The organism is Bacillus sp. AFS088145 (assembly GCF_002564465.1).
GTDB lineage: Bacteria > Bacillota > Bacilli > Bacillales > Bacillaceae_G > Gottfriedia.
On sequence record NZ_NUUX01000012.1, the window covers coordinates 12,344 to 37,724 of the forward strand.

The following is a 25,381-nucleotide window of genomic DNA, read 5'->3' on the forward strand; positions in this document are numbered from 1 at the left end:
TTATTAAAGGTGTTAAATAAGTATTTGATTTTGCACTTTTTAAATAAGTTAAATAAGTTTGCTTTTTTCACACTTTTTAAATGCGTTTAAAAAGTTTTGTAACACTATAACTAGGAGGTTAAGTATGGATATTTCTTTAAATAGTCGCCAAATTAAATTATGGCGGGTCGCCATTTATTTCATTTTTGCACTGACCGGATTTGCATTCGCATCATGGGTATCTCGCACGCCTGCAATTAGGGATGCTCTTGGTTCAACAACAGCAGAGATGGGTGTAATCATATTTGGGCTTTCCGTAGGATCGATAATCGGATTGACAAGTGCCAGTATGCTTATTGCTCAAAGAGGCGGACGATTTGTCATGGTTTTTGGGCTTTCTGTAGTTTCTATTGGACTTTTAATAGTTGGAATCAGTGGTTCATGGCTAACAAATAATATTATGGTATTTTTAGGGCTTGTCATTTTTGGTTTCGGCCAAGGAATATGCGATGTAGCGATGAATGTTGAAGGAACCGCAGTTGAGAAAGCTGCTAAAAAGTCTCTCTTAACCGGTTTTCATGCTACGTTCAGTTTGGGTACGCTTCTTGGAGCATTAGTTGGTTCGACAATGACTAAGTCAGGAATCTCTGTACCTATTCACTTGTCACTGACATCCTTAGTTATCGTTGTGACTGTTTTATATTTATACCGTTTCATACCTGCCAACTCAGGTAAAGAATTTGCTGGTGACGCTGTTAAGGTAAACAGAACCAAGGAATATATGTCTGTATGGAAAGAGCGACGTACAGTAATGATTGGTATCATTGTACTTGGAATGGCTTTCGTTGAAGGCTCTGCTAATGACTGGCTACCCCTTATTATGGTTGATGGCTACAATGTTACGCCAGCTATGGGCTCCATTGCATATGGCATTTTTGTCGGTTCAATGACTTTTGGCCGTGCAATAGGTGATAAAATATTAGACCGTTTCGGTCGAGTTATCATTTTGCGTGCATCAGCAATTTTGGCTGTTGTAGGACTGATTATTGTTATAATGAGCCACAGTTTCGAGGTAGCAACGATTGGTATTGTTTTTTGGGGACTTGGAGCAGCATTTGGTTTTCCAGTTGGACTGTTCGCTGCAGGAGACGATCCTCATAGAGTAGCTGCAAGGGTAAGTGCAGTATCAACGGCTGGTTACCTAGCATTCCTAGTAGGACCACCATTTTTAGGAATTATCGGTGAACATATAGGGTTACTTCGTGCTTTAATTTTCGTACTTATTGCTGTAACGATCTCCGGGCTACTTTCAAAAGCTGCGAAACCGATTGTGAAACAAAATAATTTGGAGATGGATATGGAAGTACCTAATTGACCGTTTAATGAAAATTTGTATATCCATTTTTTATAGGCTATAATACTTTAAACCATTTCTTTACCTGAGCTCCACGTTTAAATTTCCCTCTATTCTCATATGAATAGGGGGTTTTTATTTTTATTAGATAAAAAAAAAGTCTGATTCTACTAGTAGAATCAGACTTTTTAATTTTTTTAATTATGCTTTTTTAACGTTAGTTGCTTGTGGTCCGCGTTGTCCTTTTTCTACATCAAATGTAACTGCTTGACCTTCATCTAATGATTTAAATCCGTCAGTTTGAATTGCTGAGAAGTGAACGAACACATCATCACCATTTTCACGCTCGATGAATCCAAAACCTTTTTCTGCATTAAACCATTTTACTTTACCTTGTTCCATTTTTATTTCCTCCTAGTGCGCTTTACACACGTTGTAATAAATCAATCTTAACATGAAATGCAAAGATAATCAAATTCACCTAAATATTGGTGAAATTACATATTTTTTATGATCTATTTTTACTTAATTCTTAGTCATTAATTTTAAAATAAAAACGCTAACTAAAAAATTCATTTACCTATTGACATGACTGAATTATTATTGGTAAAATATTTATTTTGACAAAAATATAATAAATGTTATGCTTAATAGGTTCATAATTAAATGGGGGTGTAGATAATGTTTGAAGTTGGTGATAACATCTTTTATCCAATGCAAGGAGCAGGTGTAATCGATTCCATTCAAGAAAAAGAAGTACAAGGTGAAATACAGCAGTATTTTATTATAAGATTACTAATTAAAAAGATGGAAGTAATGATTCCAATTTCAAAAATGAGTAATTCAAGAATTCGAATGGTCGTTGATTCAAATACACTCGACAATATATTAATAAATTTTCATAATGGAGAATCTGATCGTTCTCTATCATACAAACAAAGATTTAAGCTAAATACTGAGAAAATGAAAACAGGTAATATTGAAGAAGGCGCAGAAGTAGTACGTGATTTAATGCGGATAGATAAAGAAAAATCTCTTAATTCAAGTGAAAAACAAATGTTAGGTAACGCAAGTAAAATTTTTATAAGCGAACTTGAATTAGTTAAAGGGTTATCAGAAAGTCAAGCCAAAGAACTATTATTCGGGTAAAAAATCTTTATTTCAACTTACAAAGAAAGATTACAGAATTTCAAATTTTCAAATCGTGTATAAAACGATACCCCTTATTTAAGACATTAGCCCCGTTCAATCTATGCTAGTGTTCCTACTTTTAAATTCCATTTTGAATATAATGTTGTTAAATTAAAAATTAAACCATTATATATTGAATAACTGAAATCGAGGATCTATTTCATATTCAACTTGTTCATCAACAAAAAAGCATCCAATTTATTTGGATGCATATTTAAGTATTCCGCTTAAAAAGAGTGAATCTTCTAACAGTGTGCACTCTTTTAGTTTGATTAATCCATCTAGTTCTAGTTCTTTAGCTAGTTTTTCAATCATATTTGTATCATTTTCCAAGGAATTTTTTATGTCGAATATAAAGAAATTTCCTCTTGTTGCAAGTCGAAGGTTCTTTAATAAATTTTCCTTACTCATGTTCACATCTCCCTTCTAAATTATATAATTCGACACAGAAGAGGTGTTGTCCTGTAAATTCAATTAAATTACAAATTATTTGTAGGATGATTATTTTATCATTTTCCGACAGAAGACTCCTTCCTCAATTACGTGAAGGTGTGATAACACCAGTAATAGGTGGGAGATGAATGTCGGTTAGGTGTGCGTATGTCTAAAAGCTTTTTGTTGCCTGCTGGTTAAAAAGTTTTTACTTACTAACTACGATTAAAAATCAAGCAATGAAGTGAGGTGAAAACAATGCTAGTCAATAAAGCATATAAATTCCGTATCTATCCAACTAATGAACAGAAAACTCTAATCGCCAAAACGATTGGATGTAGTCGTTTTGTATTCAATCACTTTTTAGGACAATGGAACGACACAAACAAAGAAACTGGCAAAGGATTAACGTACAATTCTTGCTCTGCTGAATTAACAAAGTTGAAAAAAGAATTAGTATGGCTCAAAGAAGTTGACAGTATTGCTCTTCAATCCTCACTGAAAAACCTCGCAGATTTATATTCACGATTCTTCAAAAAACAGAATAACGCACCACACTTGTATTGTGAATAAAAATTAACTTAATGAATGTATAAAATGAATGTTTATGTATTCATTTTTTATAGGCTATAACACTTTAAACCATTTCTTTACCCGATCTCCACGTTTGAATTTCCCCCTATTCTTAAATGAATAGAGGGTTTTTATTATTATTAGATAAAAAAAAGTCAGATTCTATAAATAGAATCCGACTTTTTAACTTTTTTAATTATGCTTTTTTAACGTTAGTAGCTTGTGGTCCGCGTTGACCTTGTTCTACATCAAATGTAACTGCTTGACCTTCATCTAATGATTTGAATCCTTCAGATTGAATTGCTGAGAAGTGAACGAATACATCATCACCATTTTCACGCTCGATGAATCCAAAACCTTTTTCTGCATTAAACCATTTTACTTTACCATGTTCCATTTTTTGTTTCCTCCTTATGTGCTTAAACACATTTAATGTTTATATAATAACAATTTAATGTAAGATAATCAAATTATCTTACGAAAAAAATAGGTCTTTTCACTTATATAATTTGAAATTAAAGGATTCTCTTTAATTTTTAATTAGAAATCATTGGATATTAGTAGCTATTTTCGATGATTAGTTAAGGATTAAGATAGGCACCCGCCCTTCATTTTCTTCATAAGATACTGAGTAAAAATTAAAAAGTATGAAGAAAGTGATGAATATGTCAACTTGTCAAAGACTTGCGGATATGATTGGAGGAGAAGTTGTTCAAGCTACACCTGTATGTGTAATTATGCGTCTTCGTGATATTAATGCAACTATTTTTAGGTCGTAGGACTCGTTCTCCATTAGCACTTCCATTCATGTTATCTTTTGAAGATAATGGTTATCTGTTGTACGTCAGAAAGAGATTAACCCATTAATGTCAGCATTACGAAAAAGAGGAATTATCGTGACAGCAGTTCATAACCATTGGCTGTTTGATAAACCACATTTAATGTATATGCATTGGGAGAATGTTAATTTGGATCCAGTTGAATTTACAAGAGTTAGTTTTGAAGCAGCAAAAGAAGCAGGGCTTTTTTAATGATACTTAATTTAAATTAAGTGACTAAAATTATCTAGAGTAAATAAACAATAAATGAAATAAAAAAAAGCAATTAGACAGTTCACTTCTGATCCGATTGCTTTTTTTTAATTAGTTCAATTTTTTTAACAGCTACGTCATGAATTTTGTTTAGGGAGTACTGCGAGCATCGGATAATATTCCGTAGTCATAATCCCAGCAATCACGGCGGGATCTTCCTCGATTAGTTTTGGGACTTGTGCCTCATTTATAACTTCAATTATTGCAATTCCATGAGGTGAAGAAGGATTTCGAACCGGTCCGAACACTAGAGCAATACCCTGGTTTTGTTTTTCTGTCCAGTAAGCTATATGGTTTCCCATAATATTCCGTTCTTCATCTGTCATGTCCTGTTGAAAGGTTGTTCTAGGGGGAATAGATTTTAGCATAAAGTGCATCTTTACTGAATCATTAATTGGTGTGTTATCTGTCATCCTTAATTTACCTCCATTCATTCTGATAATCTTTACCTTCAATTATTTCACAATTAACTTTAGAATACACTTCACAATCTGAGATAAATCAAATGACTGAATAATTTAAGAAATGCAGTAGAAAATATCCTATTGTAATTTTTATTAATAATTTTTAATTGTACAAATCAACAATAAAGTTTTATTATTAGTTTACAATGTTAACAGTTAATATAGTAAACCAATATGAGAGGTGATATGATGCCGGATTTTCAACAAGCAATCGATTTAACAAATTCATTTGTTTCGATTGCGCGCCAACTAAAAAGAATAAACTTACAAACTGCAACTAAACTTGGGATAACCTTTCAACAGTTAATTATCCTCAATTCAATTCGAAATAATGAAGGGTTATCACAAAAAGAACTAACTGAACGAATTAGAACTGCTAAAAGCAGAGTAAGTCTTAGTATTGATGAGTTGGAGAAGAAAAATTATGTAAAAAGAGAAACGTCAGCTATTGATCGCCGAGAAACTCAATTATTTTTAACGCCCGATGGTGAAGCATTATGTCAACGTTATCGTGAAGAATCAGAAGCATATAAGAGTTTAGCAAATTCACTGGAACAATTTTCACAGGATGAGCTTAATATACTTATAGACATGCAAAAAAAAATTTTAACTGATTTATCAAATGAACAAACTAATTGTTCGAAATAAGGAGGACGTTTAATTATGTCAGGATGGGGTGGTGGACCTCCGATGGGTCCCCATGGTTTTGGGCGAATGAAATATGATAAAAACGCACAAAAACCAAATATATCAAAGGCAATACTATTTAGAATTGCAAAATATTTTATTCCGTATTGGAAGCAAACAACACTTGTCGTGCTTATTTTATTAGTTACTTCAGTACTAGGCATTTTACCGCCTATCATCATTCAACATATTGTTGATACAGCCTTACCAAATAAAGATTTAAGTCTCCTAATGTATCTCGTACTTGCCTCACTTAGTACTACGATTATTTCAGAGTTATTGGGTGTTTGGCAAAATTATTTAAATGCATATGTTGCCCAAAAAATTATTTACGATATGAGAAATCAAATGTATCTTCATTTACAACAAATGCCATACCAATTTTATTCGAACGTTAAGCAAGGTGAAGTGATCACCCGAATGACGGCTGATATTTCTGGTGTTAAAGCTGTTTTTGATAGTACGATTGTGAGTTTCGCAAATAATCTATTCATTCTTATTTCTACCGCTACCACATTGTTAATAGTGAACTGGAGGCTTGGAATACTAGGATTAATCATTGTACCATTATTTATTCTACCGACTCGTAAAATGGGGAGTGTTCGTTGGAGTATTGCAAAACAAACACAGGAAAAAACAAGTGAGCAAAATCATATTATACAAGAAACATTAAATATAAGTGGTTATTTATTAATGAAGCTTTTTACAAAGGAACAAAAGGAATTTAAAAATTTTGATGATATTAATGTACAGGCTACTAATCTTAAAATAAAGGAATCTATGGCAGGCCGCTGGTTTATGATGATTTTATCAACCTTTACTAGCATCGGCCCAATGCTTATCTATTTATATGGTGGATATTTATTTATTCACGGTCAGATTACAATTGGGGCTATTATTAGCTTTGTAGCTTTACTTGGTCGTTTATATGGGCCAGTTGGACAATTAACAAATCTCTATGTAAATATTACAAGTTCGATCGCTTTATTCGAACGTATTTTTGAATATTTCGATATGAAATTAACGATTAAAGATCGTGATGATGCGACCGAAATGAATGTTACTCATTTAGATATTGAATTTAACGATGTATCATTTTCTTATCAGAAAGATAAAACGGCATTGCAAAATATTTCCTTTATTGCTCCATCCGGTACAATGACTGCTTTAGTTGGACCTAGTGGTGCTGGTAAAACAACCATTACCAATTTAATTCCTCGTTTGTATGATTTTACATCTGGTTCAATCAAAATTGGGGGTCGTGATATTAGAGAATTCACGCTTGAATCATTACGGTCTCATATTGGACTTGTTACACAGGATAGCTATTTATTTAATGGAACGATTAAAGAAAATTTATTATATGCAAGCCCTGATGCATCAGATGAAGAAATTACGAATGCTTGTAAGGCTGCATATATTCATGATTTTATTATGGACTTACCAAATGGTTATGAGACAATTGTAGGGAATCGAGGAATCAAACTTTCAGGAGGCGAAAAACAAAGAATTTCAATCGCTCGTGTATTATTGAAAAATCCTGAAATCATTATTCTTGATGAAGCAACTTCTTCATTAGATACTTTATCTGAATTTTATATTCAAAGTGCTATACAAGGATTATTAAAAAATAAAACGTCCATTGTTATTGCTCATAGACTTTCAACCATTATGGCCGCGGATCACATCATTGTGTTAAAGGATGGTCAAATTGTTGAGGAAGGCAAACATGAAGAGTTGCTTATGCACAATGGATTATATAAAGAATTATATAATAAACAATTTGGTAGAAAAGCAATCGCATCAATTGAATAGAAAAAAGCACAGATCTATTTCTGTGCTTTTTTTATATATTTAAATTCATTTTTAGTTGATTCGATTTTGTTACATACACTTCCTACTTTAATTATACCATAAAAAAAATGGCCAAAATAGACTTTATCTTCTTATTTTCTACTGATAAAATCAATAGACATTAAACTTTAGGAGAGATGTGGAATGAATTCTTTAGTTCTCGATTTCCAGGAGATTGATAAAAACCAACTTTTACTCGTTGGCGGAAAAGGGTTAAATTTAGGTGAATTATCAAAAATTCCAAATATAAAAGTACCAGAGGGATTTTGTATTACAACAGCGGGGTTTCAAAAAGCTATCGAACAAAACGAATCCTATCATGCTTTATTGGATCAACTAAAAATGCTTAATGTAAAAGATCGAGATCAAATTAGTGAGATTAGCAGGAAGATTCGAGACATTATTTTGGAAGTAGCAATCCCTTCTGATGTTGTAAATTCAGTTTCTACCTATCTCTCCAAATTCGGCGAGGAACTTGCATACGCTGTGCGTTCTAGTGCAACTGCTGAAGATTTGCCACATGCTTCTTTTGCTGGCCAACAAGACACCTATTTAAATATTATTGGTAAAGAAAATATCTTACAACATATCAGTAAATGTTGGGCTTCTTTATTTACGGATCGTGCGGTTATCTACCGTATGCAAAATGATTTTGACCACAGTCAAGTATATTTATCCGTTGTTATTCAAAAAATGGTTTTCCCACAAGCTTCAGGGATATTATTTACCGCTGATCCTGTTACTTCCAATCGAAAGGTACTATCAATCGATGCAAGTTTTGGGCTTGGAGAAGCTCTAGTATCTGGTTTAGTATCGGCCGATTGTTATAAGGTACAAGATAATGAAATCATTGATAAGAGAATCGCAACAAAAAAATTGGCTATTTATGGTCGAAAAGAAGGCGGGACAAAATCACAGCAGATTGAGCCTCAAAAACAAACTACTCAAACACTTACTGAACAACAAATTTTGCAACTAGCACAAATTGGTAGACAAATAGAAGCTTATTTCTGTTGTCCACAAGATATCGAATGGTGTTTAGTAGAAGATACATTTTATATTGTCCAAAGTCGTCCAATCACAACTCTATTTCCGATTCCTGAAGTGGATGATCAAGAAAGACATGTCTATCTTTCTGTTGGTCATCAACAAATGATGACTGATCCAATCAAACCATTAGGATTGTCGTTTTGGATGTTAACATCTAGGGCACCTATGCGGAAAGCTGGAGGTAGATTATTTGTTGATATCTCACAAAATCTCGCTTCACCTGACAGAAGAAAAATGTTTATAGAGGCTATAGGAAAATCCGATCCGCTCTTAAAAGACGCTCTATTAAAGGTTGTAGCACGAGAAGATTTTACAGAATCATCACCTGAGAAAGCACCGAGCCCAACTAAAAATGATCAATCACAACCGTCGTCGAGTTTTAAAGCTCTGATCGAAAACGATCCAAGAATAGTATCTAATTTGATTAAGAAAAACGAATCGTCAATCAAGGAATTAAAACAAAACATACGAATGAAATCAGGATCAGATTTAATGGATTTTATTTTAGAAGATCTTCAGAAATTACGAGAGTTATTATTTGACCCGCGAAGTTCGGCAGTGTTTATGTCTGCTATGAATGCAACAGAATGGATTAATGAAAAAATATACGAGTGGTTAGATGAAAAGAATGTAGGAGATACGCTTTCGCAATCTGTTCCAAATAATATTACTTCAGAAATGGGTCTAGCACTAATGGATGTCGCGGATGTAATTCGTCCTTATCCAGAAGTAATCGATTATTTACAACATGTAGAAGATGATAACTTTTTGGATAAATTGATTAAATTTAAGGGTGGACAGGAATCTAAAGACGCAATTGATGATTATCTGAGAAAATATGGAATGCGATGTACTGGTGAAATTGATCTTACTAGAACTCGTTGGAGCGAAAAACCTTCTACACTCGTACCAATGATTCTTAGTAACATTAAGAACTTTGAGCCGCATGAAAGTAGACGAAAATTTGAGCAAGGGCTAGAAAAAGCATTGCAAAAAGAACAAGAGCTTGTAGAACGATTGTTGCAATTACCGGATGGTAAACAAAAAGCAGAAGAGATAAAGGAAGTTATTAGTCTAATCAGGAATTTCATTGGATATCGTGAATATCCAAAGTATGGAATGATTAGTCGCTATTTTGTGTATAAGCTAGCTTTATTGAAGGAAGCTGAACAGCTCGTTAAAACGAATGTCATTTCTGAAGTAGAAGATATCTTCTATCTTACATTTGAAGAACTTAACGAAGTCGTTCGCACAAAAAAACTAGATTACCAAATCATAAACAAACGAAAAGACGAGTACAAATTATATACAAAACTAACACCTCCACGAGTTTTAACATCTGATGGTGAAATCATTGTCGGTGAATACAAACGGGAAGATCTTCCACCTGAAGCGATTGTAGGTCTAGCTGTTTCTTCAGGTGTCATCGAAGGAAGAGCACGTGTTATTTTAAATATGGAAGATGCAAACCTTGAAGATGGTGACATATTAGTTACTTCATTTACTGACCCAAGCTGGACACCATTATTTGTTGCAATAAAAGGACTGGTCACTGAAGTTGGTGGATTAATGACACATGGGGCGGTCATCGCAAGAGAATATGGTTTACCAGCAGTGGTAGGTGTAGAGAATGCTACCAAACTGATAAAAGACGGGCAAAAAATCCGCGTTCATGGTACAGAAGGATATATTGAAATAGTATAATTATTGAATGTATAGGTCGTTTTCCAAATGTGAAAAGCGGCTTATTTTTTTATTGAAATATATGACAATTTAGGCAATTACTGCAAAATTATGTTGTATAATAGTCTAAATATAAGGTAACGAGAGGAGATGGTCGTCATGCTGTCATTTATTTTTGTTGTATTAATGCTATTTTTAATACCAGGACCCGCTGTACTTTTAACATTATCCCAAACAATGAAAGGTGGGAAATGGAATGGCATCTTAACAGGTGTTGGGATTGCTGTCGGTGATTTAATTCATACATGTGCATCCGTATTTGGACTATCTGCAATTTTAATGACTTCTGCATTTGCATTTGAAATCGTTAAATATTTAGGTGCAGCTTATTTATTTTATTTAGGAATCACTGCAATCATTAAAAAATCGAAAAACAGTAAAAAACCAACTGAACAAAAAGAAGTAAATAATAAACTTTCCTTTCGTCAAGCAGTGCTAATCGAAGTATTAAACCCTAAAACTGCTCTATTTTTCTTAGCACTTTTACCTCAATTTGTTGAACATAATGGTCATCCAGTATTCATTCAACTTTTAACTCTTGGTTTAACATTTGTATTACTTAGTATTTTGTACACAACTTTACTAGTGCTTTTATCAAGTGTAATCGGTAAAAAACTCTTTAGTAATAAAACAAAAGCACCAAAATGGATGGGCAAAGCGATTGGTTTAGTCTATATTGGATTAGGTTTAAGAGTTGCTCTTCAAACACAATCATAACAGTTTAATATCATTTATAAAAAAAGGAGGCCGACTGGCATCCTTTTTCTTTCGCACGTAATATTTGTTATATCAATTTTTTTAGTTGAAAACTCTTGTATATTTTTTTTGAAAAGATGTGTTCTAATGATTAATTTTGAAAAATTTGTAGATGAAGCTTCATTATTAAGGGAAATGAACAAAAAAAGCTAGAAAGTACATTAAACATAAATTAGGAGCTGACTATTCAGCTCCATAAACATATAAGGTAATTGATATTCACTCAAAATACAAATGATAATGGTTTTTACATCCGGGATTAAAATCTGATTCACATTTTGGACATTTGTAATTACAATCTTGATATTCTTGAATTGTTAATTCCTCATGACAGCTACCACAAAAAATTGCATTTGTTTGCCATTCATCTTTGCCCCAGACTTTTGGTTCATGATTAGCACTTTCCTCATGGCAATAATAACAACCATAGTACGTATCACAGCACTTGAATTTGATGGCAATAATATCTCTTGCTGTATGGTAATGTTTACAGCGTGTATGTAGATCGATTGAACCGATTACTTTCATATATTTACCTCTCTTTATACTTCTTACTAATTCATGATTTTTTAATTTTGTTTTACGACCTCGAATAAGACAGCTAATCCGATTCCACCACCACTTCCAATAGCAGCAACTACATAATTTGATACTAAGTTTTTTCTTCTTTGTACTTCATAGAAAAGTCTCGTGATCATGATACTTCCTGATGCTCCATACGGATGACCAATCGTTAATGCTCCACCACAACTATTTAACTTGGAAGTGGGGATGGAAAGTTCCTTAGAACAGGCTAGAACTTTTGAAGAAAAAGCCTCATTTATTTCATAAAGTTCAATATCTGCAACTGTTAATTTGTTTCTACTTAATAATTCTTGAATAGCAGGGATCGGTGCTGCACCTGGATAATTAGGATGAACACCAGAAACTTGACTATCCACAAATCGTAAAACTGGTTTTAAACCGTTTTTTATCGCTTCATTTTCTTCCATAATTAGAACAGCGGAGGCTCCATCATGGATTCCACAACTATTTGCTGCAGTGACAGTACCATTCTTTTTAAAAACAGGTTTTGCTCTTTTTAAAAGTTCTTCCATCTTTCTATTTTTGAAAAATACTTCATCTCGTTCAACATCACCAACTGGAATAATCTCTTCATTGAAGTGTCCATTATGATGAGATTCCCAGCTTCGTGTGTAACTTAATAATGCATATTGATCTTGAGCTTCTCTTGAGATATCGTATTTTTCAGCCACATTTTCCGCTGCAATCCCCATATCAGGATCACCAATTTTGTCAGGTGAAAATCTAGCTCTAGCAGGAAATGGGGAGGTACTAGTACTTTCAACTCCTCCAGCAAGATAACAATTTCCAGCACCACCTTGGACTAAATAACAAGCCATTCGAATCGCTTCTAATCCTGCGCTACATTGACGATCAATTGTGATTCCTGGGACTGTAAGAGAAAGATTCGCTTCCAATGCAGAAACTCGAGCGACATTTCCCCCTGGGCCAACAACATTTCCTAAAATGATGTCATCAATTTTTTCATCTAACCCATCTGCCAAATATTTGAGCAGCGGGGCAGCAAGCTCATGTGGTTGAAAATCACGTAAAATTCCACCTTTTTTTCCAATAGGTGTTCGCTTTGCTTTGACAATGACAACTCTTTTAATTGTTAGTCACCTGCATTTCGATTTGTTTAATTAGCTCTGCGCGTGCGATCTTTCCGCTAGTCGTATACGGCATTTCATTTTGAAAAAACCATTTACGAGGTATTTTATAAGCTGATAAGTGTGTCTTACAAAATCTTTTTAACTCAAACGAATTAGATTTGCCTTTGATGACTGCAGCAACAATCTGACCCCAATACGGGTTTGAAAGGCCAACGACTGCAACTTCCTCAACATCCGGATGAAGAGAAATAACTTTTTCGATTTCTTCAGGAAATATATTAATACCTCCGTATAGAATCATGTTTTTTTCTCGTCCGTTAATTGTTAGAAAACCGTCTTCATCAATAAAACCCATATCATGAACAGTAGCCCAGCCGTCATTATCTTTAATTGAATAAAGGGTTCTTTCATTTTCTTCAAAGTACCCATTTATTAAATACTTACTTTTCACATATATTTTTCCAGTTTCATTCGGTTTTGCTAACTCTTGGTCTGGCCGACGAATTTGCAACTCCACACCATAACAAGGTTTCCCAACCGTTTTTGCCTTATCGACACCATCTCGATCCGACAAAACGGTAATGAAGCTTAGCTCACTAGCGCCAAAAAATTCGTAGATCGTCATAGCAGGAAACAAATGACGAAATTCAATTTTAGATTTTTCGGTCCACTTTGCACCTGACGAAAGTATCTTCATCGCTTGATCGACTTGAATACCTTCTTTTATTAATGCTTCGATCATTGTCGGAACAACATAAACTGTCGTAATAGGAACAGAATTGATTCGTGATATTACATTTAAAGGAGAAAACTTTTCTAAAAGAATAACTGTTCCACCTAAATATAAGGTACTGATGGCACCATATAGAAAATGAGAATGGATTAAAGCTCCAGGTATAAGAGTTTGATCCGCTTCATCTAATCCAAAGTCAAAGCGATTGCAATCAAAGCTAGCAACCCATGAATCTTGAGAACGGATAAATGCTTTCGGACTCCCGGTTGTACCTGAAGTAAATCCCACATAGAAAGGAAGGTTCTCAATTATCTCCATTGAAGATAAGGTATCAAATTGAGCAATTTCTAGTAAGATATCATTTAAAATCTTCACATTTGGATGGATTGAATGAATCTTATTGTACATTTCTTTTGTTGTAACAATGATCGCAGGATTCGAAAGCTTTACCCTTTTTTCCAAATCAGCTAGATTCCATTTCATATCATACGGAACAGCGATCCAACCCGCTTTAGACGCTCCTGTAAACATCTGTAAGAAGGAAATACCATTCGGTAAAAGAATTCCAATTGTTTTGGAATTTAATCGAAAAGAGTGTAGCCAATTAGCCGTTTGATTTATTAATTGATTCCATTCCTTATAACTGATTTGTTGATTACTCGTATGGATCGCAATTTTGTCAGGGGACAATATAGCGTTTTTCTGATAGGTTTCTGTAATATTTGCCATTTATAATCACCTCTATAAAAAAGAGACACAACAAGAGTGTCCCAAAAGATTTACATATTTTCAGTTGATTGTTTTGAATAGTTCTTTGTCAATGAGCTTGAAAAAACCGGTTGTTGTCTTAGTTTGTATACTAATATTGAAGCAAGAATCGCTTTTAATACATCTCCTGGAATATAAACTAAACTTAATTTAACCGCTGTCATAACTGGAATTCCCATCATAACCGCTTGAATTGGGATTCCGATTAAGTAGATTAATAGAATTCCAACCGTCAAGTTAATCAATAAGACATGTTTTAATTTTAACGTTTTAAAACGAGATAATAAATACCCAATAACAAAAGCCGTAATAGGCCATGAAATTAAATAACCAACACTTGGTCCTGCAAATACACTAAAACCACCACGACCACCGGATAGAAGCGGCATTCCAACTGCAACTAGTAATAAAAAGATGGTTTGGCTTAGTGCACCTAATCTTGCACCTAAAACACCACCAGTAAGAAGAACGCCAAGAGTTTGTAATGTAATTGGAACTGGTGTAAAGGATAACATAATCGGAGGAACTTGTCCAAGGACACCCATAACTGCTGCAAACATTGCTACAAATGTAATTTCTTTGATTTTCATTTTAATTCTCCTAATGTCAGTTTTCTGATAACTATTATCATATTAATGAAACTTAAATTATATGTCAACTAAATATTTATTTCGGTTAACATATATTATATTAAGATAGAAAACTCAAAAAATGTAAGAAGACAGAATTAAAGTTGTAAGTAGGAATTGGAAGATTAACATATATATGATGCTTAAAGAAATGATTTATATTGAAAATAACCTAGAATGTTTTTACCCACATTCTAAAGCCGTTCACTTTAGATGCCGACTCTCTGAAGTAATATAGTTAAAATCGAAAAGACAGCAAGCTAGTAATAGCCAACTGTCTTTTAAGTTTTTATTATATTATTTTTTAGTGAGTTATTAGCTCGCTCAATATCCTGGAATATTTACTTTCTGACCAATTCGCTCAATTACATCATCCAATTCGTCCGGCTTCAAAAACTCAATCGGAGAAAATCCCTTTTCAAATTGCAATGTATCAGCTTCTAAAATTACGACATATCGACCGTTTACTTTCGCAATATGGAGGTTATCACCGAAATCAGCTAGTAGTCCTTTTACAGAAAAGTGATCCGCTTTAAATGATAATTCAATTTCTGGTGTATGTTCCACGATTTGTGCCGCTGCTTCGATTACTTCATTGGGTGTAAAATGCTCTTGAATTTCACGTTTAGGACTTGCTGCCCAAACTTCCATTGCAGCATCGAATTGTTGTCTTTCAACACTTTCCTCTTCAAATACATCTTCAATTTTGTCATAAACCATTTCCATTACTTGTGATTTTACAATTTCAGGCATTGATTCAGAATAGGAAACAAATTTTAAAAAGTCTTCAAAATATCTTGCGTGAGATGCTTGATGGATTTTTAATTCATGCTCTGAGATCATACCTAATTCTTCCATATAAGGATATTGAATTGATTTCATATTTTTCGTTGTAATCGCCATTTCAACGGTTTTAATGAGAGTGGATTCATCTGAAATGGAGGCTACTTTTGGTTCAAAATCGCATTTTAGTACAAATAAGAATGGATCATCAAAATATTTTCTTAGTTTTGCTTGAATCACTAAAAATGCTCCACCGCGAACTGCACTTGTATCAATGTAATTAATGACTAAAGTTTCATTTTCCGCTTTAAAATCTTCAATCGATTTAGCATCACGTATTCGCTGGAATAAATTATAATTTGGATTTGAGTCTAAAGAGTGGCCTTCTTCGACGATAAAGTGACCTAATTTTGTAGGTACAGAATCAGATTTTGGATGTTTTTCAACTTTTCGATTTACAATACGTTCAAGTTCACCTTCTAAAAAGCCTTTCAATGCGCTTTCTTCAAACATTGATTCATCTAATGTTTGGAAATGTTTATATCGTTTATCGGATTGTTCACCTTTACCTTCAACAGTAACAACATAAAACGATAAATATGTAATTTCAAAATCCATCCAATCACCTTTTCCTATTTTTCTGTATTTAAGTATATGGATGAGGATTCGTTGAGTCAATCATGAACTAATTAAGTTTTGGACAAAATCCCCATAAAATCTATCATTAGATAGAGAAATTTTACAATTATGAGACAAATTCATTACACACTATGATAAAATAAAGATATAATTAAATGTGGAACCAATAAAAATTAAAGTACTTGGATGTGGTAATTTCACATCTTTTTTTACGTTAAGTAGGAATAAATTGGCAGTAATGAAGTAAATTCAACGTAGTCGCCAATTAGGCTCGTCAATCATCGAGTTTTCTTTACTTGCAATTTTATGGGACCAACAATATGGAGAGGGGATGAGAGAACTGAGAATAGATAGAATAGCTACCATCTCATTAATTATCGTAACATTACTTTGGGGCACAACATTTGTAGTAGTCCAAAATGCGATTGCATACGTTGAACCGTTTGCATTTAACGCATTTCGATTTATCCTCGCAACTTTAGTCCTTTTGCCATTTTTAGTTAAAAGAAAACAAAAAACTAAATTAACGGTTAAACAAATCGTTATTACTAGTGGTATTGGATTCATGTTGTTTTTAGGGTATTTACTTCAAACATTTGGATTGAAGTATACAACTTCATCAAAATCAGGTTTTATTACTGGTCTATGTGTTGTATTAGTACCTGTTCTTTTATATTTAGTCTATAAAGAACGATCTAACTGGTCTACCGTAATCGCGTGTTTAATTGCATTACTAGGACTAAGTTTCTTAACATTAGGTGACTCATTCTCTGTAAATCTTGGAGATGTACTAACACTAATTGGGTCGGTTGCATTTGCATTCCATATTATTTTATCAGGAAAATATACGAAGCAAATGGATCCAATCACCTTTACAACGATTCAACTAGCAACAGTTGGCATTAGTAGTACGATTTTCTCTCTAATTTTTGAAGATACTTCTATTTCATTTTCTAAAGAACTTTGGGTTAACCCGACATTCATTTTTGCAGTGATTGTCACTGCAGTATTCTGTACGAGTATCGCATTTTGGGTTCAAATGTTTGCTCAACAACATATTTCTTCAACGAAAGCAGCATTAATTTTTATTTTTGAACCTGTTTTTGCGGCATTTACAGCAGTACTTTTTGCAAATGAAACTTTATCGATCCAAACAATTATCGGTGGGACTTTTATTGTAGGTGGCATGCTACTATCTGAAGTACCTTTACCAAAGAAACGAACAAAAGAAGTAAAAAATGAGGCAATATAGTAAGAAATGTAAGAAATTTTAAAAAAATGGGTATAATACACATTGACAGATACAATTTGTTCACGTATTATAACTTTAAATTAATAAACGACTTAGAAAAGGAATAGTAAGTTTATAAGCTTTTTAGAGAGGGAATGGTCGGTGCAAATTCCTAAAGCAAGTATTCTGAACCAGCCTTGGAGTCTCTGTACCGAAATAAAAGTAGGCTACAGCGGTTTTCCCGTTAAAGATGTTAAGAGATTATGTAGAGCTTTTACATAATAAGTAGGGTGGTAACGCCATGAATGGTCCCTTTTGATCATTCATGGCGTTTTTTGTTTATCATTCGCTTATTTCGTATTTTCTATATAGTAATTAGGGTGGTAACGCCGAGAATGGTCCCTTATAGATTATTCTCGCGCGTTTTTTATTTTCTAAAAATTGATTAGGAGTAGAGAAAATGACGACAAAAAAATTTGTTGAAGCAATTACAGATATGGATGTTGATTTTGCACAATGGTACACAGATATCGTTAAAAAAGCAGAATTAGTCGATTACTCAAGTGTTAAAGGTTGTATGATTATAAGACCTTATGGATATGCACTATGGGAAAATATCCAAAAAGAATTAGATTTTCAATTTAAACAAACAGATCATGAAAATGTATATATGCCATTATTTATCCCTAAATCTTTATTACAAAAAGAAGCTGATCATGTAGAAGGATTTGCACCTGAAGTTGCATGGGTAACACATGGTGGTCATGATGAATTAGCTGAACCATTAGCAGTTCGTCCTACATCAGAAACACTATTTTGTGAGCATTTTTCAAAAACAGTTGAAAGCTATAATGACTTACCAAAATTATATAATCAATGGTGCTCAGTTGTTCGTTGGGAAAAAACAACAAGACCATTTTTAAGAACGACTGAATTCTTATGGCAAGAAGGTCATACAGCACATGCAACCGCTGAAGAAGCACAAGCTGAAACAATTCAAATGCTAAATGTTTATGCTAATTTCTTAGAAGACTTCTTAGCAATTCCTGTTATTAAAGGTCAAAAAACAGAAAAAGAAAAATTTGCAGGTGCAAAAGCTACTTATACAATTGAAAGCTTAATGCACGATGGGAAAGCATTACAAAGTGGTACATCTCATAACTTTGGAGATGGATTTGCAAGAGCATTTGATATTCAATACACAGACAAAAACTCTAAAAGACAATTTGTACACCAAACTTCTTGGGGGATGACAACAAGAGTAATCGGTGCTTTAATTATGGTTCACGGTGATAACAGCGGATTAGTGTTACCTCCAAAAGTTGCTCCAACCCAAGTAATGGTTATTCCAATTGCTCAACATAAAGAAGGCGTTATTGAAAAAGCAACTGAATTAAAAAACCGTATTTCAAAGATTGCTCGAGTAAAAATTGATACTTCTGACAAAATGCCAGGCTGGAAATTTAACGAATATGAAATGAAAGGAATTCCGGTTCGTGTTGAAATTGGTCCAAAAGATATTGAAAAGAATCAAGCGGTTTTAGTAAGACGTGACACGCGAGAAAAAACGATTGTTTCATTAGATGCTTTAGAAGAAAATATGACAAAATTACTTGAAGAAATCCAAACATCTCTTTACGAAAAAGCATTAAACAATCGTACAGAAAAAACATATGAAGCTACTTCCATGGTAGAGCTAAAACAAATCAGTGAAGAAAAACATGGCTTTATTAAAGCAATGTGGTGTCAGGATCTAGCTTGCGAAGAACAAATAAAAGAAGAAGCTGGCTTAACTTCAAGATGTATTCCATTTGAACAAGAACAACTTGCTGATACATGTGTATGCTGTGGAAAGAAAACGGATGTAATGGTCTATTGGGGTAAAGCTTACTAATTAATATCAATCTAAATAAAACGAAGAAGGTGAATGAATAATGGAAGGATTACATTTTTTAAAAGAACATCTTTGTATGTTAGAAGAAAAATTACTTAAACCAGAAATTCGCACCTCACAAATTGAACTTAAAAATCTACTAGCCGATGAATTTTTTGAATTCGGGAGTTCAGGTCGAGTTTTATATAAAGATGATCAATTAGAAAATGGAATTGGAATCGTAAAAATGACATTAAGTAATTTTGAAATACATCCATTATCAGACGAAATTACATTAGTGACCTATCGAATATATAATGAAATAAAAAAACAACATTCCTTACGTAGTTCAATTTGGAAGTTTAAAGACGGTCAATGGAAAATGTATTTTCACCAGGGGACACCAACAGAGTTTTAGGTAATTGTATAAGAATAACAAACAAAAGAACATGTTCAAATTTATAGTAAGATAATGTACGAATGAGTAGGTAAGGAGAACAAAATGTATTTAACAATTAAAGAAACAGCGGAATACTTAGATCTTGATGAATCCTATATTAAACAATTGATTCAAGAACAAAAAATTAGAGTAGTCCACGACGGTGAACAATATTTAATCTACAAAGAGCAATTTAACAATCACTTAGAACAAATTGAAAAAGCAAAAAAAATGATTGCTGATTACTATAACGAACCAATTCCTGAAGACATAGATGTAAAGGACGAAGACTAAAGATTTTAAGAGGTTGCTATAACGGGGGGATAAAATGGATACACAAGTACTGATATCAATTTCTATTTACTTTATTTTTATGTTAATTATAGGTTTTTACGCTTACAATAAATCTACTGATAGTTTATCTGAGTATATGCTTGGTGATCGTGGTCTTGGACCTGCAGTTACTGCTCTTTCAGCTGGTGCAGCCGATATGAGCGGATGGATGCTAATGGGATTACCTGGTGCAATGTACGCGACTGGTATCTCATCTGCATGGATTGCTATTGGATTAACGATTGGAGCCTATTTAAACTATTTACTTTTAGCACCTCGACTACGTGTATTTACTGAAGTAGCCGATAATTCAATTACAATACCAAATTTTTTTGAAAAAAGATTCCAAGATTCAACTCGAATTTTAAGAATTACTTCAGCTGTTGTTATTATCATTTTCTTTACACTTTATTGTTCAGCTGGTTTTGTATCTGGAGGTACATTATTTGAGTCAGCTTTCGGAATCGATTATAAGGTAGGATTAATTGTTACAGCTGCTGTTGTAATTGCCTATACATTATTTGGTGGGTTCTTAGCTGTAAGTTTAACAGATTTCGTTCAAGGTCTAATTATGTTTATTGCATTAATTTTGGTACCACTTGTTGCTTTTACAGATATAGGTGGAGTAAAGCCTGCTTTCGATGAAATTAAAAATATAGACCCTAAGTTATTAAATATCTTTACTGGAACTTCATTTATTGGAATTGTTTCTTTACTTGCTTGGGGATTAGGTTATTTTGGACAACCTCATATTATCGTTCGATTTATGGCGATTTCAACTGTAAAGGAATTAAAGCCAGCACGTCGTATTGGAATGGGATGGATGATTTTTACGATTGTTGGTGCAACATTAACAGGACTAGTTGGAATTGCATACATTTCAGTTAACAACTTAAGATTAGATGATCCAGAAACAATTTTTATCTTTTTCTCAAAAACATTATTTCATCCACTAATTACGGGATTCTTGTTATCTGCTATACTTGCAGCGATTATGAGTACTATTTCATCTCAACTTTTAGTAACTGCAAGTGCTTTAACGGAAGATCTTTATCGTATCTTTGGTAAAAAGAATGCATCTGATAAAGAGCTTGTTCGTATTGGTAGACTAGCTGTATTAATCGTTGCGATTGTTTCATTACTTTTATCGTTAACACCTAATGATACGATTCTAAATCTTGTTGGTAATGCCTGGGCAGGCTTCGGTGCAGCATTTGGACCAGCTATATTATTAAGTTTATTCTGGAAAAGAATGACTAGCTGGGGTGCACTTGCAGGCATGGTAGTAGGGGCAGCAACAGTTATCATTTGGATTAGCTTTGATGCGATTAAAGAAGCGATTAACTTATATGAAATGGTTCCAGGTTTCTTTTTCAGCTTACTAGCAGTTATTGTAGTTAGTCTATTAACTTCAAATTCAAATCCAAAAGTAGAAAAGCAATTTGAGGAAATGGAAAAACGACTAGCATAAAGTAAAAGGATATTTTCAAAATGTTTAATCAGTAGAAATAGGGGCGTGCTATGCACACTCCTATTTTTTATTTTTGATTCTTTTTGGAAATAATTCACAATTGAATAATACGTACACATTGTATACAATTTCTATATAAGTTAGAAAATTCAAATTCAAATGATACGTTAAGGGGTGTTGTTTATATGAAAAAGGAAGTAATGATTATAGTCCCCATCCTTATTATTATATCAGTTGCATTAAGCATGAATAACGCTTATCACGAAATGGTTTTTACAGGTGTAGGTGAAGGTTTTACTGATTTTGTGAAATATATTGTTCATGGACTTTTCTATTAATTTTTTATAAGTTGTTTATTATAAATAAAATTCCTGTACCTTAGTTGGATACAAGGTTATGACACTCAAAGTAGTTCACTTTTATAAAAATTTCTGTTCAACTGATTAAGATATAAAACGAATAAGTCAAAATAAAAGAGGGTGATCTATAATAATATATGTCGCCCTTAATAATTCACTAACATTGCTTCTATTTTAGAATTACTAAACGCTGCATGATTAGTAAGAAAATAAAAGTGCGTATAAACCGACTTTATAACCTCTATATTTACCAGACGGGTCTTATCCTTGATAACAAATTACCTGTATCCGCTTCATAAAATAATTTTGTTAAATCTTCTTTGAGCATTTGCATTCGTTCAGTACCTATTGTCTCAATCCATCCTTGCTCAATCTCAGCTAATATCTTCTCTTTTCCTTGCACAACTAACCAACCTCGTTCAGTCAAAACAATTATTTTACCTCTTTTATCAGTGGGATGATTTTTACGCATTACATAATCACTTTTCTCAAGATAATCGATCATTTTACTTACAGCTTGCTTTGTAATACCTAAATATTCAGCTAGTTCTATTCCTGTTGCTCCGTTAGGTGTAAGTCTTTTAAACAGATAACCATGAATTGGTCTAATATCTGCAAATCCCATTTCACTTAATCTGTCATGTAATTCATGAATCGATGTACTATAGGATAGTGACAAAAGTGATGTAAAATCTAATTTACTAGATACTTGATGATTCATACATAACCCTCCTTCAAAAAAAGTCAATTAAGTTGACTTTTTTTGAATTCCATTGTATTACAAAGAACATAATCAATCAAGTTAACTATGTTGTTTTTTTGTTTTGAAAGAAATATAACTCACTTTAAGCAACTCATTATTTTTAACTGTAAATAGTAATTCCCCCGGTAAGTTTCCTATACATTCCATATAATTATTATCGTCATCAACGAATACTAAAAGAGATGGCCACGATAGAATATCAAAACCCTCTCTTAAGCGCTTGATTATTAAAGGTCTTTAATTTAGTCAACCAGATTGACTTTATTTGTTTTTCATTGTATTATTCGTGATATAGTCAACTTGGTTGACTTATTTTTGAATCCCATTTTACTTTGCATAATATAGTTAATTAAGTTGACTATATTATGATTTTGAAATAAATAAGATTCACAATAATAATTTAATACATTTTGGAGGTATCTCATGGCTAATATTGTAAAAATTAGAGGAAGTGTATTTGCTCCGTATTATTGGTTAGAACCTATTAAGGATTCTGTAACAGGAAGGGTCTTGGAATATTCTGGTGATGCACGCGAATTTACACCATATGCTGTAAACACAAAACGATCAAGACTAGAACAAGAAGTGATTATTGATTTCTATAAAAAAGAGATTTTCACATATGCTGATGCTTGTATCGTAACTGTAAAAGTTACAAATCCAGATGGGTTTATAGATCTTAAAAAAGGAATAACAAGTACAGAAAACATTGTATGTACTAATATTGTGTGGGATGAAGACGTAGTTTCTTTTGAAATGAAGGCAAGTGCTAGTAATCCTTTAGATACAACTGCACCTTCAGCTGACTACTTATTAAAGGTACGAGTTAGTGATAGCGGTTTTGCACAAATTGAAGGCTCCCATGATGGGTTCCCCTGTTATGAATTTTATAAGCAAACAGATTTTGGTCCATTTGAATTAATATATACACATGATTACAGAGTAACAAGAGACACTCCAAAAGCGCTAGCTGGAGAAATGGAATAAAGAGACACTCCAAAAGCGCTAGCTGGAGAAATGGAATACAGTTTTAATAAGAGAATTTAGATATTAATTTGAATCAGAAGCGTAATACTAGCTGGACAAGATAGAGCAATTATTTAACGAAAAGCATTTGATTATGCGAAAGAAATAACCTGTTTTGCTCTATAAATAAAAGCTATATATTATCCATAATAAAATTAAAATTACAGAGGTGTTTCACATGACTAATAACGTAAAAATTAGAGCAAGTGTATTCATTCCAATGTCTTGGACTGCAATAGGTTGGACTGAACCTAATAGAGATCTTCAAACTGGTAACTTAATTGAATTTGAAGGGGATGCACGTGAATTTACCCCTTATGGTGTAAACACTATGCGTTCTAGAATTGAACAAGAAGTATTTGTAGATTTTTACAAGAAAGAAATTTTCACATATGCAAATACTGGTATCTCAAAAGAAAGGGTCACAACTCCAGATGGTTCTGTTAATAAGAGAACAGGGAAAGCAAGTACAGAGCGTATTGTATGCACTAATATTGAATGGGGTTCTAGCGACGTCAAGTTTCAAATGAGTGCAAGTGCGAGCAACCCATTAAATTTAAATGCACCTACTGTTGACTATCATTTAAATGTGCATGTCAAAAAAGATGGTATTGTTGATATTGAAGGTAGACATGATGGATTCCCTTGTTATGAATTTTATAAACAAGTAAATTTTGGTCCGTTTGAGCAACTTCATATACATGACTTCAGAGAAACTGGTGATACACCTGAAGCTCTAGGTGGAGACATGGAATATAGTTTTAAAAAGATAAAGTAAAAAAGATGGCTTTTTTAATTAGTAAATAGATAACAACAATAGAAGAAACACTTGGAGGAAATAAAAATGACAACAGTTTTATTCGTAAAAGCAAACAATCGCCCGGCAGATCAATCGGTTAGTGTAAAATTATATGAGGCATTTTTGTCGAGTTACAAAGAATCACATCCAAATGATAAAGTAATAGAGCTTGATTTATATAAGGAAGAATTGCCCTATGTAGGAGTAGATATGATCAATGGTACTCTTAAAAGTAGTAGGGGACATGAGTTAACATCAGATGAAGCTAAGGCAGTTGCTATTTCTGATATATATTTAAATCAATTTCTTGAAGCAGATAAGGTTGTATTTGGTTTTCCTTTATGGAATTTAACGATCCCTGCAGTACTACACACATATATTGATTACTTAAATCGAGTAGGTAAAACATTTAAATATACACCAGAAGGACCAGTAGGCCTAATTGGAGACAAGAAAATTGCATTATTAAATGCAAGTGGTGGTGTATATTCTAAAGGTCCAGCAGCTGAAGTTGAAATGGCTGTTAAATATGTATCAAGAATGATGAATTTCTTTGGGGTAAAATTTCTGGACAAAGTAGTAATTGAAGGTCACAACCAATTCCCAGATAAAGCAGATGAAATTATATCCAATGGCCTTGAAGAGGCTGTTAAAGTAGCATGTACATTTTAATTTATAAAATAAT

General features: G+C 33.1%; 25 protein-coding genes, 2 pseudogenes and 1 other annotated feature. Of the genes and pseudogenes, 17 read left to right on the plus strand and 10 right to left on the minus strand.

The window, feature by feature from the left end; genetic code table 11:
- Positions 1–124: 124 nt before the first annotated feature.
- Positions 125–1,354 carry an MFS transporter gene (locus COI44_RS08250; RefSeq protein WP_098427504.1) on the plus strand — a complete coding sequence of 410 codons (1,230 nt, stop codon included), beginning with the start codon at positions 125–127 and terminating at the stop codon, positions 1,352–1,354.
- A gap of 180 nt (positions 1,355–1,534) precedes the next feature.
- Here COI44_RS08250 and COI44_RS08255 read toward each other — a convergent pair whose 3' ends face one another.
- Positions 1,535–1,735, minus strand: a complete 201-nt coding sequence (locus COI44_RS08255; RefSeq protein ID WP_098427505.1) for a cold-shock protein — start codon at positions 1,733–1,735, stop codon at positions 1,535–1,537.
- Positions 1,736–2,014: 279 nt separating this feature from the next.
- On the opposite strand from COI44_RS08255, the gene COI44_RS08260 reads away from it, so the two are divergent.
- Positions 2,015–2,482, plus strand: coding sequence for a CarD family transcriptional regulator (locus COI44_RS08260; RefSeq protein WP_098427506.1), 468 nt, complete (start codon positions 2,015–2,017; stop codon positions 2,480–2,482).
- Positions 2,483–2,722: 240 nt separating this feature from the next.
- Here COI44_RS08260 and COI44_RS08265 read toward each other — a convergent pair whose 3' ends face one another.
- Positions 2,723–2,935 (minus strand): hypothetical protein, encoded by a 213-nt coding sequence (locus tag COI44_RS08265; protein WP_098427507.1) that lies wholly within the window; start codon positions 2,933–2,935, stop codon positions 2,723–2,725.
- 279 nt (positions 2,936–3,214) lie between these two features.
- Here COI44_RS08265 and COI44_RS08270 point away from each other — a divergent pair.
- A pseudogene (locus COI44_RS08270) lies at positions 3,215–3,511 on the plus strand (helix-turn-helix domain-containing protein); the annotation flags it as partial.
- Positions 3,512–3,725: 214 nt separating this feature from the next.
- On the opposite strand, the gene COI44_RS08275 reads toward COI44_RS08270, so the two are convergent.
- On the minus strand, positions 3,726–3,926 hold the full coding sequence (locus COI44_RS08275; protein ID WP_025568372.1) for a cold-shock protein: 201 nt from the start codon (positions 3,924–3,926) through the stop codon (positions 3,726–3,728).
- Between the two features lie 451 nt (positions 3,927–4,377).
- Here COI44_RS08275 and COI44_RS24555 point away from each other — a divergent pair.
- Positions 4,378–4,560 (plus strand): annotated as a pseudogene (locus tag COI44_RS24555) (DUF1259 domain-containing protein); the annotation flags it as partial.
- Between the two features lie 137 nt (positions 4,561–4,697).
- Here COI44_RS24555 and COI44_RS08285 read toward each other — a convergent pair.
- Entirely contained in the window at positions 4,698–5,033 is a 336-nt protein-coding gene (locus COI44_RS08285) for a YciI family protein (RefSeq protein WP_098427508.1), read from the minus strand.
- Positions 5,034–5,273: 240 nt separating this feature from the next.
- Between COI44_RS08285 and COI44_RS08290 the strand changes: the two genes are divergently transcribed.
- The 4 genes from COI44_RS08290 (at position 5,274) to COI44_RS08305 (ending at position 11,135) form a co-directional block, all read left to right on the plus strand.
- A complete protein-coding gene (locus COI44_RS08290; RefSeq protein ID WP_179887047.1) occupies positions 5,274–5,732 on the plus strand; it encodes a MarR family winged helix-turn-helix transcriptional regulator in 459 nt (152 codons plus the stop codon).
- Positions 5,733–5,747: 15 nt separating this feature from the next.
- Positions 5,748–7,586: an ABC transporter ATP-binding protein gene (locus COI44_RS08295; RefSeq protein WP_286163828.1), complete on the plus strand. Its 1,839-nt coding sequence runs from the start codon at positions 5,748–5,750 to the stop codon at positions 7,584–7,586.
- Between the two features lie 183 nt (positions 7,587–7,769).
- On the plus strand, positions 7,770–10,379 hold the full coding sequence (gene ppsA, locus COI44_RS08300; protein ID WP_098427510.1) for a phosphoenolpyruvate synthase: 2,610 nt from the start codon (positions 7,770–7,772) through the stop codon (positions 10,377–10,379).
- Positions 10,380–10,517: 138 nt separating this feature from the next.
- Positions 10,518–11,135, plus strand: a complete 618-nt coding sequence (locus COI44_RS08305) for a LysE family translocator (protein ID WP_098427511.1) — start codon at positions 10,518–10,520, stop codon at positions 11,133–11,135.
- A gap of 258 nt (positions 11,136–11,393) precedes the next feature.
- Here the strand turns inward: COI44_RS08305 and COI44_RS08310 are convergent, their stop codons facing one another.
- From COI44_RS08310 to COI44_RS08330, 5 genes are all read right to left on the minus strand, one after another.
- Entirely contained in the window at positions 11,394–11,702 is a 309-nt protein-coding gene (locus COI44_RS08310) for a CHY zinc finger protein (protein ID WP_098427512.1), read from the minus strand.
- Positions 11,703–11,743: 41 nt separating this feature from the next.
- Positions 11,744–12,850, minus strand: coding sequence for an acetyl-CoA C-acyltransferase (locus COI44_RS08315; protein ID WP_098427513.1), 1,107 nt, complete (start codon positions 12,848–12,850; stop codon positions 11,744–11,746).
- Entirely contained in the window at positions 12,846–14,312 is a 1,467-nt protein-coding gene (locus COI44_RS08320) for an AMP-binding protein (RefSeq protein ID WP_098427514.1), read from the minus strand. Before COI44_RS08320 ends, COI44_RS08315 begins: the two co-directional genes overlap by 5 nt.
- 50 nt (positions 14,313–14,362) lie before the next feature.
- Positions 14,363–14,941, minus strand: a complete 579-nt coding sequence (locus tag COI44_RS08325) for a biotin transporter BioY (RefSeq protein ID WP_098427515.1) — start codon at positions 14,939–14,941, stop codon at positions 14,363–14,365.
- Between the two features lie 363 nt (positions 14,942–15,304).
- Positions 15,305–16,381 (minus strand): DUF3900 domain-containing protein, encoded by a 1,077-nt coding sequence (locus COI44_RS08330; protein WP_098427516.1) that lies wholly within the window; start codon positions 16,379–16,381, stop codon positions 15,305–15,307.
- Between the two features lie 352 nt (positions 16,382–16,733).
- Between COI44_RS08330 and COI44_RS08335 the strand changes: the two genes are divergently transcribed.
- From COI44_RS08335 to COI44_RS24080, 6 genes are all read left to right on the plus strand, one after another.
- Complete coding sequence (locus COI44_RS08335; protein ID WP_098427517.1) at positions 16,734–17,654, plus strand: DMT family transporter; 921 nt, start codon at positions 16,734–16,736, stop codon at positions 17,652–17,654.
- 84 nt (positions 17,655–17,738) lie between these two features.
- Positions 17,739–17,950, plus strand: a binding site (T-box leader).
- 143 nt (positions 17,951–18,093) lie between these two features.
- Positions 18,094–19,527: a proline--tRNA ligase gene (gene proS, locus COI44_RS08340; RefSeq protein WP_098427518.1), complete on the plus strand. Its 1,434-nt coding sequence runs from the start codon at positions 18,094–18,096 to the stop codon at positions 19,525–19,527.
- 40 nt (positions 19,528–19,567) lie between these two features.
- Positions 19,568–19,924 carry a nuclear transport factor 2 family protein gene (locus COI44_RS08345; protein WP_098427519.1) on the plus strand — a complete coding sequence of 119 codons (357 nt, stop codon included), beginning with the start codon at positions 19,568–19,570 and terminating at the stop codon, positions 19,922–19,924.
- 84 nt (positions 19,925–20,008) lie between these two features.
- On the plus strand, positions 20,009–20,239 hold the full coding sequence (locus tag COI44_RS08350; protein ID WP_098427520.1) for an excisionase family DNA-binding protein: 231 nt from the start codon (positions 20,009–20,011) through the stop codon (positions 20,237–20,239).
- 34 nt (positions 20,240–20,273) lie between these two features.
- A complete protein-coding gene (gene putP / locus COI44_RS08355) occupies positions 20,274–21,749 on the plus strand; it encodes a sodium/proline symporter PutP (RefSeq protein ID WP_098427521.1) in 1,476 nt (491 codons plus the stop codon).
- A 185-nt stretch (positions 21,750–21,934) separates the two neighbouring features.
- Positions 21,935–22,087, plus strand: coding sequence for a hypothetical protein (locus COI44_RS24080; protein WP_179887048.1), 153 nt, complete (start codon positions 21,935–21,937; stop codon positions 22,085–22,087).
- A 268-nt stretch (positions 22,088–22,355) separates the two neighbouring features.
- Here COI44_RS24080 and COI44_RS08360 read toward each other — a convergent pair whose 3' ends face one another.
- Complete coding sequence (locus tag COI44_RS08360; protein ID WP_098427522.1) at positions 22,356–22,829, minus strand: MarR family winged helix-turn-helix transcriptional regulator; 474 nt, start codon at positions 22,827–22,829, stop codon at positions 22,356–22,358.
- 465 nt (positions 22,830–23,294) lie between these two features.
- Between COI44_RS08360 and COI44_RS08365 the strand changes: the two genes are divergently transcribed.
- The 3 genes from COI44_RS08365 to COI44_RS08375 all read left to right on the plus strand — a co-directional run bounded on the left by COI44_RS08365 (position 23,295) and on the right by COI44_RS08375 (position 25,368).
- Positions 23,295–23,858, plus strand: coding sequence for a DUF3238 domain-containing protein (locus COI44_RS08365; RefSeq protein WP_098427523.1), 564 nt, complete (start codon positions 23,295–23,297; stop codon positions 23,856–23,858).
- A 217-nt stretch (positions 23,859–24,075) separates the two neighbouring features.
- Positions 24,076–24,675, plus strand: a complete 600-nt coding sequence (locus tag COI44_RS08370) for a DUF3238 domain-containing protein (RefSeq protein WP_098427524.1) — start codon at positions 24,076–24,078, stop codon at positions 24,673–24,675.
- Positions 24,676–24,741: 66 nt separating this feature from the next.
- The gene (locus tag COI44_RS08375) at positions 24,742–25,368 is read left to right on the plus strand and encodes an FMN-dependent NADH-azoreductase (RefSeq protein ID WP_098427525.1); all 627 of its coding nucleotides are present in this window, start codon (positions 24,742–24,744) and stop codon (positions 25,366–25,368) included.
- Positions 25,369–25,381: the final 13 nt, after the last annotated feature.